Source organism: Clostridium sp. 19966, assembly GCF_032335695.1.
Taxonomy (GTDB): domain Bacteria; phylum Bacillota; class Clostridia; order Clostridiales; family Clostridiaceae; genus JACTOJ01.
On sequence record NZ_JACTOJ010000032.1, the window covers coordinates 1 to 18,343 of the forward strand.

The 18,343-nt window shown below is 32.1% G+C and carries 16 protein-coding genes; 12 read left to right on the forward strand and 4 right to left on the reverse strand.

The window, feature by feature from the left end; genetic code table 11:
* A partial coding sequence (locus IAI10_RS21605) for a choice-of-anchor A family protein (protein WP_315675391.1) occupies positions 1-1,521 on the reverse strand: 1,521 nt, incomplete at its 3' end.
* A gap of 282 nt (positions 1,522-1,803) precedes the next feature.
* On the opposite strand from IAI10_RS21605, the gene IAI10_RS21610 reads away from it, so the two are divergent.
* From IAI10_RS21610 to IAI10_RS21635, 6 genes are all read left to right on the forward strand, one after another.
* Entirely contained in the window at positions 1,804-2,736 is a 933-nt protein-coding gene (locus tag IAI10_RS21610; protein ID WP_315675392.1) for a DUF4885 family protein, read from the forward strand.
* Positions 2,737-2,849: 113 nt separating this feature from the next.
* The gene (locus IAI10_RS21615) at positions 2,850-3,146 is read left to right on the forward strand and encodes a YciI family protein (RefSeq protein ID WP_315675393.1); all 297 of its coding nucleotides are present in this window, start codon (positions 2,850-2,852) and stop codon (positions 3,144-3,146) included.
* Between the two features lie 112 nt (positions 3,147-3,258).
* Positions 3,259-3,819, forward strand: a complete 561-nt coding sequence (locus IAI10_RS21620; RefSeq protein WP_315675394.1) for a DNA-3-methyladenine glycosylase I — start codon at positions 3,259-3,261, stop codon at positions 3,817-3,819.
* 62 nt (positions 3,820-3,881) lie between these two features.
* A complete protein-coding gene (gene hcp / locus IAI10_RS21625) occupies positions 3,882-5,534 on the forward strand; it encodes a hydroxylamine reductase (protein WP_315675395.1) in 1,653 nt (550 codons plus the stop codon).
* A gap of 261 nt (positions 5,535-5,795) precedes the next feature.
* Positions 5,796-6,314 carry an isopentenyl-diphosphate Delta-isomerase gene (gene idi, locus IAI10_RS21630; protein ID WP_315675396.1) on the forward strand — a complete coding sequence of 173 codons (519 nt, stop codon included), beginning with the start codon at positions 5,796-5,798 and terminating at the stop codon, positions 6,312-6,314.
* A gap of 82 nt (positions 6,315-6,396) precedes the next feature.
* Positions 6,397-8,865, forward strand: a complete 2,469-nt coding sequence (locus IAI10_RS21635; RefSeq protein ID WP_315675397.1) for a histidine kinase N-terminal 7TM domain-containing protein — start codon at positions 6,397-6,399, stop codon at positions 8,863-8,865.
* 64 nt (positions 8,866-8,929) lie between these two features.
* On the opposite strand, the gene IAI10_RS21640 is transcribed toward IAI10_RS21635, so the two are convergent.
* Together IAI10_RS21640 and IAI10_RS21645 are read right to left on the reverse strand one after the other, a co-directional pair.
* A complete protein-coding gene (locus tag IAI10_RS21640) occupies positions 8,930-9,931 on the reverse strand; it encodes a ketoacyl-ACP synthase III (RefSeq protein ID WP_315675398.1) in 1,002 nt (333 codons plus the stop codon).
* A gap of 96 nt (positions 9,932-10,027) precedes the next feature.
* The gene (locus tag IAI10_RS21645) at positions 10,028-10,393 is read right to left on the reverse strand and encodes a hypothetical protein (protein WP_315675399.1); all 366 of its coding nucleotides are present in this window, start codon (positions 10,391-10,393) and stop codon (positions 10,028-10,030) included.
* Positions 10,394-10,784: 391 nt separating this feature from the next.
* Here IAI10_RS21645 and IAI10_RS21650 point away from each other — a divergent pair, with 391 nt between their 5' ends.
* From IAI10_RS21650 to IAI10_RS21675, 6 genes are all read left to right on the forward strand, one after another.
* On the forward strand, positions 10,785-11,774 hold the full coding sequence (locus IAI10_RS21650; protein WP_315675400.1) for an NAD(P)-dependent oxidoreductase: 990 nt from the start codon (positions 10,785-10,787) through the stop codon (positions 11,772-11,774).
* A 17-nt stretch (positions 11,775-11,791) separates the two neighbouring features.
* Complete coding sequence (locus IAI10_RS21655; RefSeq protein ID WP_315675401.1) at positions 11,792-12,982, forward strand: pyridoxal phosphate-dependent aminotransferase; 1,191 nt, start codon at positions 11,792-11,794, stop codon at positions 12,980-12,982.
* 80 nt (positions 12,983-13,062) lie between these two features.
* A complete protein-coding gene (locus IAI10_RS21660) occupies positions 13,063-14,133 on the forward strand; it encodes an HD-GYP domain-containing protein (protein ID WP_315675402.1) in 1,071 nt (356 codons plus the stop codon).
* 17 nt (positions 14,134-14,150) lie between these two features.
* Positions 14,151-16,592 (forward strand): ATP-binding protein, encoded by a 2,442-nt coding sequence (locus IAI10_RS21665; protein ID WP_315675403.1) that lies wholly within the window; start codon positions 14,151-14,153, stop codon positions 16,590-16,592.
* Between the two features lie 20 nt (positions 16,593-16,612).
* The gene (locus IAI10_RS21670) at positions 16,613-16,966 is read left to right on the forward strand and encodes a response regulator (RefSeq protein ID WP_315675404.1); all 354 of its coding nucleotides are present in this window, start codon (positions 16,613-16,615) and stop codon (positions 16,964-16,966) included.
* A 78-nt stretch (positions 16,967-17,044) separates the two neighbouring features.
* On the forward strand, positions 17,045-17,614 hold the full coding sequence (locus IAI10_RS21675) for a xanthine phosphoribosyltransferase (protein WP_315675405.1): 570 nt from the start codon (positions 17,045-17,047) through the stop codon (positions 17,612-17,614).
* Positions 17,615-17,667: 53 nt separating this feature from the next.
* On the opposite strand, the gene IAI10_RS21680 is transcribed toward IAI10_RS21675, so the two are convergent.
* Positions 17,668-18,144, reverse strand: coding sequence for a ferritin family protein (locus tag IAI10_RS21680; RefSeq protein WP_315675406.1), 477 nt, complete (start codon positions 18,142-18,144; stop codon positions 17,668-17,670).
* Positions 18,145-18,343 lie beyond the last annotated feature (199 nt).

Here is an 18,343-nt window from a genome sequence, read left to right on the forward strand (position 1 = left end):
AGTAGCAGTTAATTTCAAAGGAGAAGTCAGCCCCGCTTTAATAGTAAATTTAATAGGAGTTGAATCTAAAACATAACCATCAGGAGCTTTAGTTTCAACAAAGCTATAATCGCCTAGAGCTAAGCCAGACACAGAAATTTTACCATTCTCGTCAGTAGTGTAGGTTGAGATTACTTTATTTTGACTATCCAGCAGGTTAAATTCAGCGCCTTTCAGTACAGCCCCAGAATCCCTGTCTGTTTTTGTTAGCTCCACAGCGCCGGTTTGTTTTATATCGGCAGCAGTTAACTTCACGGTAGAAGTTTGCTCAGCTTTAATAGTAAATTTAATAGGAGTAGTATCCAATACATAACCATCAGGAGCCTTAGTTTCAACAAAGCTATAATCACCTAAAGTTAAGCCATACACAGAAATCTTACCATTCTCGTCAGTAGTGTAGGTTCCGATTACTTTATTTTGACTATCCAGCAGATTAAATTCAGCGCCTTTGAGTACAGCCCCAGAATCTTTGTCTGTCTTTGTTAGCTCCACAGCACCAGTGGGTGAATCGCTATTTGGCAAATGACCATAGAATTTATAATCGTGTGCTTCTATATTGGCTCCATTATTGCAATTGAGATTCTTAACAATGATTGTTCCATTTATATGACAACTTCCTTTTACATCCCAGGAAGCATTAGGAGCTAATAGGGAACCGGCTATACTGTTTCCATTAAAAGCACTAGTCGCATCGGGAAAATTCCATAGAATTTTATTAAGAACTGAGTTCCCATCATTTTTGTCATTGCCATCTATAGATCTACCTTTATAATTGTTTCCAAAACCTTGCCCAAAGCCTATGTTATTACCAGTTACATTGATCAAAACAGTTGAGTCTTCTGGTGTATCAATATTGATTGTATTAAGCTTATCTAAAGACACTCCACTGCTTTGAATGTTTGCACCATCAACTTCGAATACATTAAGCTGGGGATCCGTGCCTTTTAGAGAAAGCATATTATATTGAAGTGAAACTTGTCCATTAGAAGAAAGCTTGCTTAGACTTTGAGATAAATCATTTAAATAGTTAGATGCAGCATTAAAATTAATTACATCTTCAACAATGGGATTTTTTACACCATTATTATTGGTCATAGTATAATTAACTACTTTACCTGAGGTGCCAATAGTGGTGTTTCCAGAAAAGTTAGTAGCTCCAATAATATCAATTTGTTGGCCTACTATTAAATCAGCTCTAGTAGTAGAACTAGTCGTTTTGGAGCCAACAGAAAAGTTCCTATATGTGGCAGCTCCTCCTACGGCGACTCTTCCCTCGCTATCGCTATTGCTTTCAGTATGGTTGCCTAGTACAAATATATTAAAGTCATTTGCGATGCCAAGATTATTAGTGTAATCGTTACTTCCTAGGAAATTATTATCTGCTTTAACCTCAGAACCATTAAACACATTAAAAATAGATGACACTAGGAAAAAAATAGTTAAAAGCCATACAAACTTTTTCCGAAGTATTTGTTTTTTCATTAAAACCCTCCTTACTAATGTTATTTATGAAATAAATACATAAATATACTATGAAGTAAAATGAAGGAAAATTCGTAAAATGAAAAACAAGTACCAATATTAAATTGTAAGCTTAGCTTATCTATTAGGTTCTCTTCTAAAGTAGTGTTGATTTTTGCATTAATTTAAAACATATCCATTTATTAAAATTAAGATATTAATGCCATATTTACAAAAAATTAAAGATAATAGAATAAATTACGATATTATTAATGTAATAATATAAACAGGGGTGAGGTGCTAGTGAGAATAACATCACTTATGCAGGCTAGATTTTATAGAGATAGAGCTAGACTTTCAATTTCTAGCAAAATAAATTCTAGTAAAGTAAATAAAGTAGGGAATAAATCGACAAATAATCTTACAATTAGCAATTTAAACAAAAAACTATATCAGATTAGCAGTAATAGTCTAATGTCCTCAAACAGGATAATTGATGGAAAAGTTAGTATACAAAATTATATTAACAAGGCTAAATCTGCAAACGAAAGATTAATTAAAAATCCAGGAGAGAAAATAACTTCAGAAAATTCATATGTAAGTGAATCCGATGTGGCTTATCAGGCATTGCAGGACAAATATAGCAAACTTCTTAAAGAGGCGGAATCACATACGAATCCTAAATCATATATTTATGATAAATATTGTAATAAACTATCCGCTTATTATGTTTCGGATTTAACTGACGAGGAAAGAAGAATTGCATATAGTAATGAAATCTCAATGATGAATTATGGGCATACAAATGATGTTAATATGAAAGATTCATTATTTAGAGGAATAACAATTAACAAGGAAAATGAGGCTGAGAATAAGAAAATATTTAATGTTCAGGTGATTAATTCACAAATAAACAATTTATTAAAAGAAAATAGTATTGATGTGCCTAAAAGTACTAAATTGACCTTTTCTATATCGTCGAAGGATTATAAATTAACTGTTGATGGAACTGAGGATGACAAGTTGAAAGAAAAGTTAGAAGATGTTCTTAATTCTAATAATAATTCAAAGGAATTATATAAGCACATTCTTTCTATTTCATCACAATCTGGTAAAAGTCTTTCAGATGAGGCAGTATCAATTAATTATTCGGATAATAAATTGGAAGACAGTTTTGAAAATAGTAAAGATAAAAACTCTAAAGCTGGTAAAAATACCTTTAATACATTACCATAGTTTATTAATATCCTTAATTTGTTTATTTTCAATGTAATCAAATGACGTTGACATTTATATTTGTTAAGTTATAAGATAATAGCATATATTTCTTATAATGGAGGGTGATAAAAATGAAATACTTTATTATAGAAGGTATAATAAAAAATCCAGCTGCAATGAATGAAAATATACTTAAGGAACATATAGCTTATTCTCAAAAGGCAATGGATGCAGGACAGATTCTGATTTCTGGACTTAAGTCTGATGAGACTGGAGGAGTATTCATTATTAAGGCAGAATCCTTTGATAAAGTTCAAGATTATTTATTCTCTGACCCACTTAAAATTCATGGCATACAAGAATATCATATAATAGAGTTTATGCCACATTACTTAAATCAAAAACCTGATGAATGGTTTAAAGGATAATTGGTAAAAGCATCTGTTTTACGCAGGTGCTTTTATTATATAAATATGACAATATGCCGTCATATTAAAATGATATAATAAACATATAAATAAAATGTGTGGAGGAATGGGTATGAGTGAATGTTTATGGCCTGGAAAAAATCAAATAATGAAGCGGTATCATGACAAGGAGTGGTGCGTGCCAAGTCATGATGATTTATATATTTTTGAGATGCTCATATTAGAAGGAGCTCAAGCGGGATTATCTTGGAGTACTATACTTGCTAAGCGAGAAGAATATAAAAAAGCTTTTCACAATTTTGATATTGATTATTGCTCAAAGCTTACAGATGAAGACTTAGACAATATTAGAGAAAAATACAATGTTATAAAAAATCTTTCCAAGATTAAAGCGGTGAGAAGCAACGCTATAGCGGTAATTGAGCTGCAAAAGGAATTTGGAAGTCTTTCGAACTTTTTGTGGAAGTATGTGGAGGATAGGCCTATAATAAATTCTTTTGAAACTGAGGGACAAATGCCTGCTCAGACGGAGCTATCGGAGAAAATTAGTAAAGATTTAAAGAAAAGGGGCTTTAAATTCGTTGGACCTGTAATAATCTATTCTTTCATGCAGGCAATCGGCTTGGTGGATGATCATATAATAACTTGTCCTTATCATTCCTTGAATAGATGAATATACTTATGTGATTAGGAAAAACTAGTATAGTTAAATAATATAAGACTAGGAGGCTAATCATGGAAAATGCTATGTTTTGTTATCAATGTGAACAAACAGCTGGAGGAAAGGGATGTACAAAGAGCGGAGTTTGCGGAAAAACACCAGAAATAGCAAATTTACAAGATTTATTAATATATCAGCTAAAGGGGATTTCCTGCTATGCCAAAGCTTTAATTGATCAGAGCAAAATTATTGATAAGGAAATAGTAAAGTTTGTGGAGAATGGGCTATTCACCACATTAACTAATGTAAATTTTGACGCGGAAGTTCATGTTAAACTGCTAAAGGAGTCTCAAAGGATTAAAGAAAATTTAAGAAGCCAGTCACCGCTTGGACAATATCCAGATGCTGCTACATATAATTTAAGTGGTACAAAAGAAGACATGTTAAAGGATTCAGTGAAGGCAGGTATAATGTATGACCAGAGCCTTGATGCAGATATTCGTTCTTTAAGATCTACGGTGCTATATGGATTAAAGGGTATAAGTGCCTATGGGCATCAAGCAAGGTTTATAGGATATAACAATGACCAGGTAGATCAGTTTTATTTTCTAGGCTTAGAATCTACAACAAATGATAATTTAAGCCTAGAAGACATGATACGTGTGGTTATGAGAACTGGAGATATGAGCGTACAAGTAATGCAATTATTAGATGAAGCTAATACTAGCAGATATAAAAATCCTTCTCCACATAAAGTGAATGTTAAAATTAAGAAAGGACCTTTTATTATAGTATCTGGACATGATTTAAGGGATTTGGAAATGCTTCTTCAGCAGACAGAAGGTAAAGGAATTAATATATATACTCATGGAGAAATGCTACCGGCTCACGGATATCCAGAACTAAAAAAATATAAGCATTTAGTAGGAAACTTTGGCTCTGCTTGGCAGAATCAACAAAGCGAATTTGATGGAATTCCAGGATGCATTCTAATGACTACAAATTGCTTGATGAGGCCAAGGGAAACTTATAAAGACAGGATATTTACCACAAGTGTGGTTGGATGGGATGGAGTAAAGTATATTAAAACTCTGGAAGATGGAACCAAGGATTTCAGTGAAATAATAAATAAAGCCTTGCAATTAGGTGGCTTTGATCAAGAAGAAGAAGCCAAAGAAATACTAGTGGGGTTTGGACATCATGCCACATTGTCCAATGCTGAAGCTATAGTAAATGCGGTTAAGGGTGGAAAGATAAGGCACTTCTTTTTGATAGGAGGCTGCGACGGCGCCAAGCCAGGAAGAAATTACTATACTGATTTTGCAAAAATGGTTCCAGAGGATTGTGTGATTCTTACCTTGGCCTGCGGTAAATACAGATTCAATAAATTAGACTTTGGAACTGTAGCAGGATTGCCAAGGTTATTGGATGTTGGCCAATGCAATGATGCTTATTCAGCTGTGAGAATAGCTACAGCTCTGGCAGATGCATTTGACACAGATGTAAATTCGCTGCCACTGACTATTGTACTTTCATGGTATGAGCAAAAGGCTGTGGCGGATTTATTAGCATTGTTGTCTCTTGGAATAAAAGGAATGTACTTAGGACCAAGTTTACCGGCTTTTATTTCTCCTAATGTATTGCAATATTTGGTGGATACTTTTGATATAAAAGCAATCAGCAGCCCAGAGGATGATTTAAAAAATTCACTTAAGCAGATGAATTAGTACTGCAAAAATTTTTAAAAGTATGATTTAATCGGCTCCATTTCCAATCGCCTATAGGTTGGAGATGGAGATGATTTATTACTTTAGGCTAGATGCTTATCTTTACGTGCAAGAATTATTAATTGCAAATGATTATTGACTACAGGCTATAAGTGTGTTTTAATCTTATTGAGTTTTTATTTAATTGGCTATGTTTTAAATAAGTTTAAAAATCAACACTGATTTAAAACAGAACCATCTAATTATGTTAGGAGAAAAGGAATGTTGGAATATATTATAGCTGTTGATAAGGATGACAGAGAAATAGGAGCTATCGAAAAGCTAGAGGCTCATAAGAGGTCCATGCTTCACAGGGCTTTTTCTATATTTGTATTTAATTCGAAAAAAGAGCTGCTGCTGCAGAAAAGGCACAGCGGAAAATATCATTCTGCTGGACTTTGGTCGAATACCTGCTGCAGCCATCCGAGATATGGGGAAGCTTTGCAGGAGGCTGCATATAGAAGGCTTAGAGAAGAGATGGGATTTACCTGCGAAATTAAGGATATATTTAGCTTTACCTACACTGCGAAGCTAGAAAATAATCTTGTTGAAAATGAATTTGATCATGTTTTTATTGGATATTACGATGGAGAGGTTTCACCAGATGAAAATGAAGTTGAGGGCTATAAGTGGTCAGCTATTGATAGCATTAAATCAGATATTTTAGAAAATCCGGATGCATATACATTTTGGTTTAAGCTTATATTTGATAGAGTCGCAGAGGCTGTGGAACAGGGATAGAAAATGATGAGAGTAGAATTGGTTATGAAATTTTAGCAAAGTTTAGTATAATAGGGTAAGGGATGAAATTTAAAAAATTTAGGTGATTATTTTGAAATTAAATATCTTTTTAAATCATTTTCTTTTAATATTTACATTAGCATCTATTTATGTAGCCTGTTATGCAAGCAAAAGAAATAAATCATATCTTTCTTTGGCATTGATTCCTGTATCTATTTATGCCTTTGGATATGCCTTTGAGATACTTAGTACAACAATTAAACAGGCAGAGGTTTGGATTAGAATAGAATATTTAGGAATACCTTTTTTGGGAGTGTTTTGGATGATTATGGCGCTTGATTTCACAGGCAATATAAAGAAAGTGAAGAAGAGCACTTTAATACTATTATGCATTATTCCTTTGATTACATTAATTTTAAATTATACTAATGATTTTCATCACTTGTTCTATAAGAAAATATACATGGATTATCATGGAGTTTTCCCAATAGTTGAAATAGTTAGAGGTCCTGGGTACTGGTTAAATATTATATATACATATGCCTTAATGATAGCAGGATTAATAATTTTTATAGCTTCCTATCCAAAGGCATCTTTGATTATAAAAAAGCAAACGGTGATGTTAATGGTAGCCTGGGTAATACCTTGGGTGGCAGATATTGTGCATCTATTAGGTTTGCTTTCATTTAATATAGATTTATGCCCCATTGCACTTTCTTTTTCAAGTATAATATATAGTTTTGCTATACTTAAATTTAAATTGCTAAAGCTTGAATTAATAGGTATTGAAAAAGTTTTTTTTAGCATGGTAGATGGGGTAATAATATTTGATACTGAAAATAATATAGTTAGTCTCAATGAAGCAGCAAAAAAAATTATGCCTGAGTTGAAGAATATAAATAAAGGATACGGAAAGGCTGATGATCTGCTTAAGGACTATGATGTGCTGCTAAAAGCTTTGAACAATTGCTCTAATAATGAGACTTCCATAAGTATAAAAAATGAGGACAGTCTTAAGTATTATAAGGTAAACGTAAATAATATATATGAAAACAGGATTAAAGCAAATAAAAAAACAATCGGAAAAATTCTAATTTTAAATGATTTAACTGAAATTAAGCTGCAGCAGGAGCAGTTGTCTTATAGTTTACAGTTTCTTGAAACATTGATGAATGCTATTCCTAATCCTATATATTCTAAGGATGAAGAGAGAAGATATATTCAGTGCAATAGCGCTTTCTTAGATTTTTTAGGTAAAAAGCAGGAAGAGATTATAGGCAAAACTGTATATGATGTGTTTGAAAAAAGCTTCGCTAATGATTATGACACAAAAGATAAAAATTTAATTAATGAAAAAACCACAAGAGTTCATGAATCAAAACTAATGAATAAAGACGGTACATATCATGATGTGATTTTTAACAATTCAGTTTTTTTAAATGAAGAAGATAAAGTTAAAGGGTTAGTTGGCGTAATTGTGGATGTTAGTGAACAAAAAAAGGATAAGGAAAAGATAGACAAGCTGTTAAAGCTAAAGGAATCCATGCTTAAAATAGGGTACTCTATTAACGAAATATTTAATATAAATGAACTACTACAATTAATTTTAGATGAGGTTATTAGTTGTATTGATGCGAGAAGCAGCGGTTCTATATTGCTTTTGGATAATGATAATAATTTAAAAATAGCTGTATATAAAGGATATCATGATGAAGAGGTTAAACATTTCTTCGTAAAACTACAAGAACATTTTGCAAGATTTAATAATGGAAAAGATATAAATAAAACAGTTATTTTTAGCAATATAAATGAGAATAAAAAAATAAAAATGTTAGCTACATCGGAAGGTTTAAAGATAAGATCTTCTATAAGTTCACCCATAATTATAAATGGTGAATTATACGGATTTTTAAATATCGATAGCGTTTATAACAACATTTTTAATGAAGACCACATAGAATTAATGGAATATATGAGAGATCAGGTTTCTATTGCTATTACTAAGCAAAAACTTCATGAAGAAACGTTATATTTGGCTAGGTATGATAAATTAACAAAAGTATATAATAGAAGTCATTTGGAACAGCTAGTGTATGATTATATAGATGATAATAGACATGATAAAAAAGAGTTTTTTACAGTAGTTTTTGATTTAAATGGGCTTAAAACTGTAAATGATAAATATGGACATTTAGCTGGAGATGAATTAATAAAAGCATTTTCAGAGGGATTACGTAATATAAGCAAAGATTCTGATATTATCGGAAGATTTGGAGGGGATGAATTTATAGGAATCTTTTTTGATTGGGACTTGCAAGGCTTGATTGATGAATTTGAACAACTGCTAGAATACTTTAAAATTAAGCCTATAATTTTTGAAACTAATCAAGTCGTTTGTAAATATAGTTATGGAATTGTTAAATTTCCTAGCGAAGGAACTGAATTTAAACAGCTTATAAAGATTGCAGATGAGCGTATGTACAAATATAAAAGTTTAGCTAAAAATAAAAAATATGATGAAACATCAAAGAACCCTCATAATATTTTATAAAGAATTAAGAGGGTTCTTTGTATTAATAATAAATATTATTTGAAAGAAGTTCAAAATAAATTTTTTAGTATCGCCACAAAGTACCAGCGGCAAAAAAGCCTGTACCCACGGACCAAATAATTATGTAATCTCCTCTTTTAATTTTATTTGTATCTATGGCATGATTTAAGGCAATAAAGGGGCTGCTTGTCCCAGTATATCCAAAGGTATCTCCAATATAGGTGAATTTATCTGAGTCTTCCTCCATAGCGGCTGCTAGGTCGATTATATTCTGCTTGCATATTTGAGAAATAAAATATCCTGAAATATCCTTATTGGAAATATGATTTCTTTCAAATAAAGCATCTATTTGAGATTTTACTATAGCAAAGCCATTTCCGCCGCTGCCTCCATACCAGTAAATTCTTTTTCCTTGTTCTGAAATATTTGGATTATATATATTAGACATGCCGCATTCAGGGAAAAGCATATCATGTGTTCGTTCTGAATTTGTATAAAATACAGCGTCTATGAAGCCTGATTCAGTGTCTTCTACTTTTTCAAGAATAACTGCACATGAAGCATCTCCAAAGCTGCTGCTTGTAATTTCATCAGTCTCTTGGGAGAATTTATTCATTTGTTCTGCTCCTACTACGAGAGCTTTTTTCATTTCTGGATTTGACAACATATATCTGCTCGCTTGCTCAACCGCTACTATCATGCCAACGCAATTTGCATTCATATCATAAACGATAGCTGTAGATTTTCCGCCTATAGCGTTGTGAACTTTAAGACTGTTAGTTGGGGCTAAATATTCTGGAGTTCCTGAAGAAAATATCAATAAATCAATTTCTTCTGCACTGATTTTGGATTTTTCAAGAGCTGATTTAGAGGCTTCAATTGCCATAGTTACTGTATTTTCCTTAGGATCATCAGATATATATCTGGTATTTCGTCCGAAGAAATTTAATAAATCGGTTATATCCTTATCCAATTTTTTAAAGTGTTCTATGAACACTTCATTACCAACTGATCTTTTTGGATGGTATACTCCTATACTTTTAATAACTATGCTTGCATTTTTCAATTTTATTTCCCCTTTCCATAATAAAAATAAAGCTCTGTTTTAAAACAGAGAAAAAAAGAAACTATTATAAAACATAATAGTTCTCTTTTTAATCAATTATGAGCAGATTTTTTCAGCTTCTGCTTTTGTGCTTACAAATTCACCTGCAAAACCAGGAATATTTTTAGCTACTCTCTTTAATTGCATAGAAGCTGTAACTTGTTTTGGATTTACAAATACAATGTGCTTGAAGCCCTTTTGCTGATATAGCTTGAACAATCCTTCAAGTGCAGGAACTGATTCTTGTCTGAATACTCCAAGTTCAGAGCAATCAAGAACTAAAGAGTATTCCTTTGGATCAATGCTGCCTAATATTTTATCAAAGCTACCTAACACTTCTCCTGCTCCTCCAGTCTCTGGAAAACCAAACACCTCAGCACCAAAAATTTTCTTTTCTTTGTCGATATTAGTCTTAAAAGCCATAAAAATATATCCCCTTTCATTTCTTATGTATTTTAATACCAATAATATGGTATTTTATTCATGAGTTTTAGTTGTTTCATGCTATAAATGTAATTTATTATCTGATTTATAATATATTTTACCCCTACACAATAATATTGTCAATAATTTGATTAATTATTACTTTTTTGCCGAAAGAGTTTGTTATTAACAAATTAGATGGTTACTTTGAAGAGCTCTATACTTGGGAGAAAAATAATTTTGGTTTTTGACTGCAGAAATTATGATATAATAATGAAAGATATTAAATGAAATTATTATATCATTAATTAAAATCCAAAAATATTTGACTATCTAGCTGCCAAAGATGGCATGCTACTGAAGAATTGGTTGGGAGGTGAAGGGTTACAACATGAAGATATTGATTATTGGAAATGAAGATCGATATAAAAAATATATGCCAGATTTAGATATTGTAAAAAATATTGATAGAGTGTTTTGTCCTCGTGGTGCAGAAGATGAAGAACTTTTTAATGCCGCACATGATGCAGATGCTATTGCTATAGATCCTATGGCAAAGCTTTCAGGAAATGTTATAAGAAATATGCCTAATTTGAAAATAATTCAGTCTGAAGGTGTAGGATTTAATGGCATTGATTGTGATGCTGCCAAAGAAAGAGGAATATATGTATGCAATTGCAAGGGCGCAAATGCAGGAGCTGTGGCAGAGCAGACAGTGCTGTTAATGCTGGCACTTCTTCGTAATATCATAGTTTGTGATGGCGCAGAACGCGAAGGCAATCAGATATATATGAAGGAAAAAATGATGGTTGAGGGCATTACAGAGCTAGGAGATTGTAAAATAGGACTTATAGGCTTTGGAGATATTGCAAAGGCTACAGCTAAAAGGCTTAATCCTTTTGAATGCGAGATATATTATTATACTAAGTTTAAAAAGTCTGCTGATACAGAAAAGGAATACCATGTATCTTATATGGATTTAGATGAAATGGTGCATAATTGTGATATTATTAGTATTCACTGTCCAGTAACCACTGAAACTGCGGGTATGATTAATGAGGATTTCCTAAGCAAAATGAAGCCAAATTCCTATATAGTTAATACAGCTCGCGGGGAAATTATAGATAATGAAGCACTTTATAATGCCATTATATCGGAAAAAATAAAGGGTGCAGCATTGGATACTGTAGCTCCAGAACCTACAACTCTAGATAACATACTTTTGAATTTACCTAAAGAATATGCAGACAGAATTATTTTTTCACCGCACATAGGTGGGATTACTACCAGTTATTTTTATCGTGCGCACAAGAAAAATTGGGCAAATATAGACGCCGCACTGAGAGGTGAACGTCCTAATCATATCGTAAATGGATTATAAATTAAGGGGGATAAAAAATGATTGCAAAGAAGTATAAGAAAATGTTAGAAGGAAAATCAGTTATAAGGCAGCTATCTGAATTTGCAACAGAACGAGGCCGCGAAATAGGATACGAAAATGTATTTGACTATAGCTTGGGAAATCCGTCTGTTCCGGTACCAGAAAAGTTTACTAAGGTTATGCTTGAAATGCTAGCTACCAAAAGTCCAGTGGAGCTTCATGGATATAGCCCAAGTTTAGGAATAACATCTGTTAGAGCTAAAATAGCTGAATCTTTGAACAAAAGATTTGATATGAATTATACGGAAAAGCATATATTTATGACTTCAGGTGCAGCAGGAGCTTTAGCACACGCTGTAAGATCTGTGACAGAGCCAGGAGATGAAGTGATTACTTTTGCACCATTTTTTCCTGAATACCATCCATACATTGATTTAACAGGCGCTGAACTTAAGGTAGTTCCTCCAAATACAGATGATTTTCAGATTAATTTTGATCTGTTTGAAGCAATGCTTACTCATAAGGTTGCAGGGATTTTGATTAATACTCCAAACAATCCATCTGGAGTAGTTTATTCTACAGAAACAATAAAGAAGCTTGCGGAGTTATTATATAAAAAGCAAGAAGAATATGGTCATGAAATTTTTATTATTTCTGATGAACCATATAGAGAAATCTTATTCCAAGGAGTAGATGCACCCTATGTATCAAAGTACTATGACAACACCTTATCCTGCTATTCTTATTCTAAATCTCTTTCACTACCTGGAGAACGTATAGGATATGTAGCGGTAAATCCTGCTTGTGTGGATTCTGACTACATAGTCAGCATGTGTGGACAGATTTCAAGAGGCATTGGACATAACTGCCCTCCATCTATCATACAGCTTGCTGTGGCAGAAGTGGTGGATATGACTTCGGATATGTCAGTTTATGAAAGAAATATGAATCTTATATATAATAAATTAATTGAGCTAGGATTTACCTGCACAAAGCCAGGAGGAACTTTTTATATTTTCCCAAAAGCTTTAGAGGAAGATGCTAAAATATTCTGCCAAAAGGCTTTAAAATATGATTTAATCCTAGTTCCGGGGGATAGCTTCGGATGTGCTGGATATTTCAGAATGGCTTATTGTATCGATACTGAAAAGGTTGAACGTTCCTTAGTTGCATTAGAAAAATTCGTAAAAGCTGAGTATAGTAAATAGAAAAATATAAAGTATGAAAAATGATAAAAGCTGCTGTTTATAGTACTTAAGCTAAACAGCGAGTTTATTTGGAGGTAGCTATGCGAGTTGTTAGTGTCTCTAGTCTAAAGGGAGACGAAATCCTTGGCAGACAGGTTTATGATGAATTAGGCAGGGTTTTGCTAGCGGCTGGAGTAAAATTGAAACCTTATTATATTCAAAGAATTAAAGAGCTTGGAATTAATTTAGTTTATGTTGATGATGACATATCAAGAAATGTTAATATAGAGGAAAGCATTTCAGAAAAAACAAGGCAGATGAGTAAAAAAGCAGTAAAGCAAATGATAGAAGGATACTGCCGCGAAGGAAAAACCTATGATGATAGTGTTATGAATTCAGTGAATTCAATACTTGAGGATGTATTGGCAAATAAAGATGTGCTGATAAATGTGGCAGAAATAAGTACCAGCGATAATAACATATATTCACATTCTGTAAATGTAAGTGTATTGGCTACAATAATAGGAACCCATATGGGATATAATATGCTGAAGCTTAAGGATTTGGCTACAGGCGCATTACTGCATGATATAGGGAAGATAAAAATTATGAATGACAAAAAGCTTTTAAAAGAGCTAAATAGTCAAGAGGAAATAAACAAGTATATTGAGTTAATGCATCCAAAGGTAGGTTATGATTTTTTAGGAGAGCAGCATGTATGGAATGCTTATGTTAAGGTAGCAGCCTTAATGCATCATGAGAGAAGTGACGGAAGCGGATATCCTTTAAAGCTAAAGGGCGATGAAATAAATGAAATGGCAAAGATAATTTCCATATGTGATGTATTTGATAATATGATATCAGGCAGAAATGAAGATAAACATAAAACTGTATCCGAAGTCATTGAATATTTGATGGCTGTTAGTAACACTTATTTTGATGTAGAAATGGTAAGGAAGTTTACAATGAATATAGCTGCTTTTCCAACAGGAAGTGCAGTTATATTAAGCACAAATGAAAAAGGATTAGTAATAAGACAAAATAATTCAATGCCTATGAGACCTGTAGTGAAAATTATATATGATAGAGCTGGGAATCTGCTTGCTGAACCATATGAAGTTGACTTACTTAAGGAATTGACTCTTTTTATTACAGAAAGCTGTGATTTTTAAGTTTTTGGAGGTAGTCTATGTGTGATGACAATTATAAAAACATTGCTTATTCTAATGAATGTCTTAAATTAAACAATAAAATTTTTCAAAAATTTATAGGTATAGATACCGTAAATTATAATATTGAATTAAGAAATGCATTAGAAGAAATAGGTGCGTTTTTTCAGCTGGATAGGGTATATATATATCATTTTTCAAAGGATCTTACATTTATGAGAATAGAATGTCAGTGGAATAAGAAAAATGTAAAAGCTAAGAGGGACAAGCAGGAAGAAGAAGCTGTGTACACTCTGCCCTGGCTTATTCGTGCTATTAAAAGTAATGATTTTGTTGCAATAAATAATTTGGAAGAGCTGCCTTCAGAGGCAATATTTGAAAAAGAAGTTTTTGCTATACAAAAAATAAAATCTGTTTTAATTATTCCGCTAAAAATAGGAAGTAAAATAATAGGGTTCATAGGTTATGAAAGTTTATCAAAAGCTATAATCTGGGAAGAGTATCAAATAAAAATATTATGTGATATTTCAAAGCTTTTTTCATATACAACTGAAAGAATTATTAAAGAAAAAGAATACGAAACGACAATTGGTGGGCAAGCTATTTTGCTTAACAATTCTCAATCTCAAATATGGGCACTAAGAAATGTAACTTCTTATGCCACTGTGAATGAGGCTCATGCTAAGTTTTTTGGAAAAGAAAAAAGTGATTTAGAATATCAAGATATATACGATATATATGATATAGATACTGCCAATAGGCTGTCTAAAAGTAATTGGGAATTATTTCAGCAAAATGGACCTGCAGAAAAGGAAATTGAAATAAAAAATTGGCAAGGCGAAAACAGACTTCTTCAAATAAAAAGCAAGCCACAGAGAGATGATGAAGGTAACATTAAATACCTTATTTGTACAGCTGAAGATATTACAGAACAAAGAAAAGCTGAAAAGGAACTATTCAAGGCAAAAGAACAGGCAGAAGCAGCTAATATAGCTAAAAGCCAGTTTTTAGCTAATATGTCTCATGAAATAAGAACACCCATGAATGGGATATTCGGATTTATTGAACTTCTACAGTCAACAAACTTGTCTACGGAACAAAAGGAGTTTATACGGGAAGCAAAAATTGCTTCAGAGATGCTGATGTATATAATCAATGATATATTAGATTTTTCAAAAATTGAGGCTAAAAGGCTTACTATGGAGAAAATCAGATTTAACCTAAGAAGCACTATTGAAGATACAGTTTCAATTCTTGCACCTAAAGCAGCAGAAAAAGGGATTGAAATTTGCGTTATGATAAATTCTAAAGTACCTGAAGAAGTGATAGGCGATCCTTCAAGACTTAGACAGATACTGAATAACCTAATAAGCAATGCAGTGAAATTCACAGAAAATGGGAAAATTACTATTTGCGTGGATCACTTGGAAAAAGAAAATGAAATAGCGGTACTTAATTTCGAAGTAAAGGATACAGGCATAGGAATACAAAAACAAGATATTTCTAAATTATTTAAGCCTTTTAATCAAGCGGATGCTTCCACAACGAGAAAATATGGCGGTACAGGTCTTGGACTAGCCATATCCAGCGAATTAGTTAAGATGATGGGGGGTGAAATTTATGTTGAAAGCATATATGGACAAGGCTCAACCTTTAAGTTCCATGTTAAGCTAAAAATAGCGCAAAAGGCTTATGAATCTAAAAACATAATTGAAAAACTTCAGGGTATAAATAAGGCTTCAGCAGAAGTATTTAAACCTGCCATAAAATCAAGAATTTTATTAGTTGATGACAATGAAATGAACCGTAAAATTGTTATAAATGTACTAAAATCACGCAATATGACCTGTGATATAGCAGTAAATGGTCTGGAAGCATTAAAGTCTGTTTCAGAGAAAGATTATGATGTGGTTTTTATGGATTGCCAGATGCCTATAATGGATGGATATGAAAGTACGGCTAGAATAAGACTTCTAGAAGGGGAAAGAAAACATACTAGGATTATTGCAATGACTGCTAACGCTATGGCAGGTGATTGCGAGAAATGTCTAGCTGCAGGCATGGATGATTATATTAGCAAACCTATTAATTTTGAGCTTATGTTCCAAAAGATAGAAGCTAACACTAAAAATCAGAAAAATGAATTAAATTATAACGGTATTATAGATAAAAATATAGATAGATTTGTTGAGATGTCTGGTCTTGGAAGGGAAGATGCTTTAGAATTGTTTGAAGATTACATAAGATGTCTTACTGAGCTGATTCAAGAAATTAATCAGACTGTAAATAGCAAAGATTTTCATAAATTAGCTGGACTAAGTCACGAATTAAAGGGGTCTTCAGGAACATTAAGGATAGATTCTATTTATGAATTGGCTTTAGAGCTTGAGAAAGCTGCTAAAAACCATGAAATAGACGAATGTATTAAATTTTTCAATGGGATAAAGAATATATTAAAATAAAACATAAAAGGAGCTTTAATATGAAAAAGATATTGATAATTGATAATTCATCCTTCATGAGGTTATTTGTGAAAAAAATTTTAGAAAGAGGAGATTCGTACACAGTACTAGAGGCATCCAATGAAGAGGAAGGCATAAAGTTGTTTGAAAATGAAAAACCAGATATAGTTATTTTAGATTTAAATATATCAGATTCTACTATGGAAGGAATCAATGTATTGACACACATAATGAAGGTTAGTCCAGAAACATCTGTTATAATTATTTCAGCAGTAAGACATGAGGAAATAAAGCAGCAATGTCTTGAATTAGGCGCTAAGAGTTATATTATGAAACCTTTTGATACTGAAACTTTACTTAAAGAATTAGTATAATAAAAAATATATGGACTATGAAGCTGATTTTTCAGGTTTGGTGTAGCAGTGTTAAATAGCTAATTAGAGGTGAAATACATGGAGGCATTAAAAAAGAGAATAATAGAAGATGGACATGCATTGAGCGAAAATGTATTAAAGGTAGATTCATTTTTGAATCATCAAGTAGACGTTAAGCTTATGCAGGATATAGGAAAGAATTTTAAGGAGAATTTTAAGGACAAAGGTATAACTAAAGTATTTACTATAGAAAGTTCAGGAATTGCTCCAGCGGCTATGACAGCGCTTCAGCTTGAAGTTCCGCTGGTTATATTAAAAAAGCAGGCTTCTAAAATATTAAATGAAGAGGTATATCAAACCACAGTTCATTCTTTTACCAAGGATTTGGATTATCAGTTAACCTTGTCTCAAAAATTTATTACCAAGGAAGATAAAATTCTATTTATAGATGATTTTCTTGCCAATGGCCAGGCTGCTTTAGGGGTTATAAACATAATAGAAGAGGCGGGAGCAAAGCTTAACGGGATAGGTATAGTAATAGAAAAGTCTTTTCAGCCAGGGAGAAAAAAGCTTGAGAATATTGGGTATGAGGTATATTCCTTAGCTAGAGTTAGTAAATTAGCAAAGGGCATAATAGAATTTTTATAATAGTTTTCCCCTTAGGCTTTTGGTTTAAGGGGATTTTGATAATTATGTAAATATTACATATAATTCAATAGATCCATAAACATTTTTTCATGTTCTCGTTCCTCTTCTATTATTGTTGAAATAATTTTGTAAATATTATTATTCATATCAGATATTTTTTCTAGCAGCCTGCCTTGAATATCAAGAAGGAGTCCAATATTGCTTCTTTCAAATTCTAAAGAAAATTTGATTAAATCTTCCATGGTTTCCATTCGGTATAAATGCATATGAGTTTTAAATTCCAGAAGAAGTTTAGAAACTTTATCATATAAATAAACATCTATAGGATCATTTGGTTTAATATCTAAATCAGCTATCAAAGCTTTATAATATTCAACATGCTTTTGTTCTTGCTTGGCGATTGCCTTAGCAGCCACCATTATTTTTAGAGATTTTTCGCCAGCATCTTCTGCCATATGCAAGTATAAATTAAAAGAATCTTCTTCAATATCCATGAGCTTCTGCAGTATGTCTATAATCGTGTATGCCATAAATAATTCATCTCCTAAATTTCTTTAAATTTGCTAGTAAGCGTACAGATACATTATATTATATATTTTTCACATATAACAATATAATATGGAAAAGTATAATGAGTTTATCTTAAGGGTATATTGACAAATAATGTTTCATTTGCTATTTTTGTTAATAAAGAATATCAATTAATAATGAGTATCAAAAAAGAAAGGT

Bases quoted from the DNA above. Each gene is read 5' to 3' on its own strand.
- IAI10_RS21615 (WP_315675393.1), top strand. From the start codon at position 2,850: ATGAAATACTTTATTATAGAAGGTATAATAAAAAATCCAGCTGCAATG.
- IAI10_RS21620 (WP_315675394.1), top strand. From the start codon at position 3,259: ATGAGTGAATGTTTATGGCCTGGAAAAAATCAAATAATGAAGCGGTAT.
- hcp (WP_315675395.1), top strand. From the start codon at position 3,882: ATGGAAAATGCTATGTTTTGTTATCAATGTGAACAAACAGCTGGAGGA.
- idi (WP_315675396.1), top strand. From the start codon at position 5,796: ATGTTGGAATATATTATAGCTGTTGATAAGGATGACAGAGAAATAGGA.
- IAI10_RS21645 (WP_315675399.1), bottom strand. From the start codon at position 10,393: ATGGCTTTTAAGACTAATATCGACAAAGAAAAGAAAATTTTTGGTGCT.
- IAI10_RS21650 (WP_315675400.1), top strand. From the start codon at position 10,785: ATGAAGATATTGATTATTGGAAATGAAGATCGATATAAAAAATATATG.
- IAI10_RS21655 (WP_315675401.1), top strand. From the start codon at position 11,792: ATGATTGCAAAGAAGTATAAGAAAATGTTAGAAGGAAAATCAGTTATA.
- IAI10_RS21660 (WP_315675402.1), top strand. From the start codon at position 13,063: ATGCGAGTTGTTAGTGTCTCTAGTCTAAAGGGAGACGAAATCCTTGGC.
- IAI10_RS21665 (WP_315675403.1), top strand. From the start codon at position 14,151: ATGTGTGATGACAATTATAAAAACATTGCTTATTCTAATGAATGTCTT.
- IAI10_RS21670 (WP_315675404.1), top strand. From the start codon at position 16,613: ATGAAAAAGATATTGATAATTGATAATTCATCCTTCATGAGGTTATTT.
- IAI10_RS21675 (WP_315675405.1), top strand. From the start codon at position 17,045: ATGGAGGCATTAAAAAAGAGAATAATAGAAGATGGACATGCATTGAGC.
- IAI10_RS21680 (WP_315675406.1), bottom strand. From the start codon at position 18,144: ATGGCATACACGATTATAGACATACTGCAGAAGCTCATGGATATTGAA.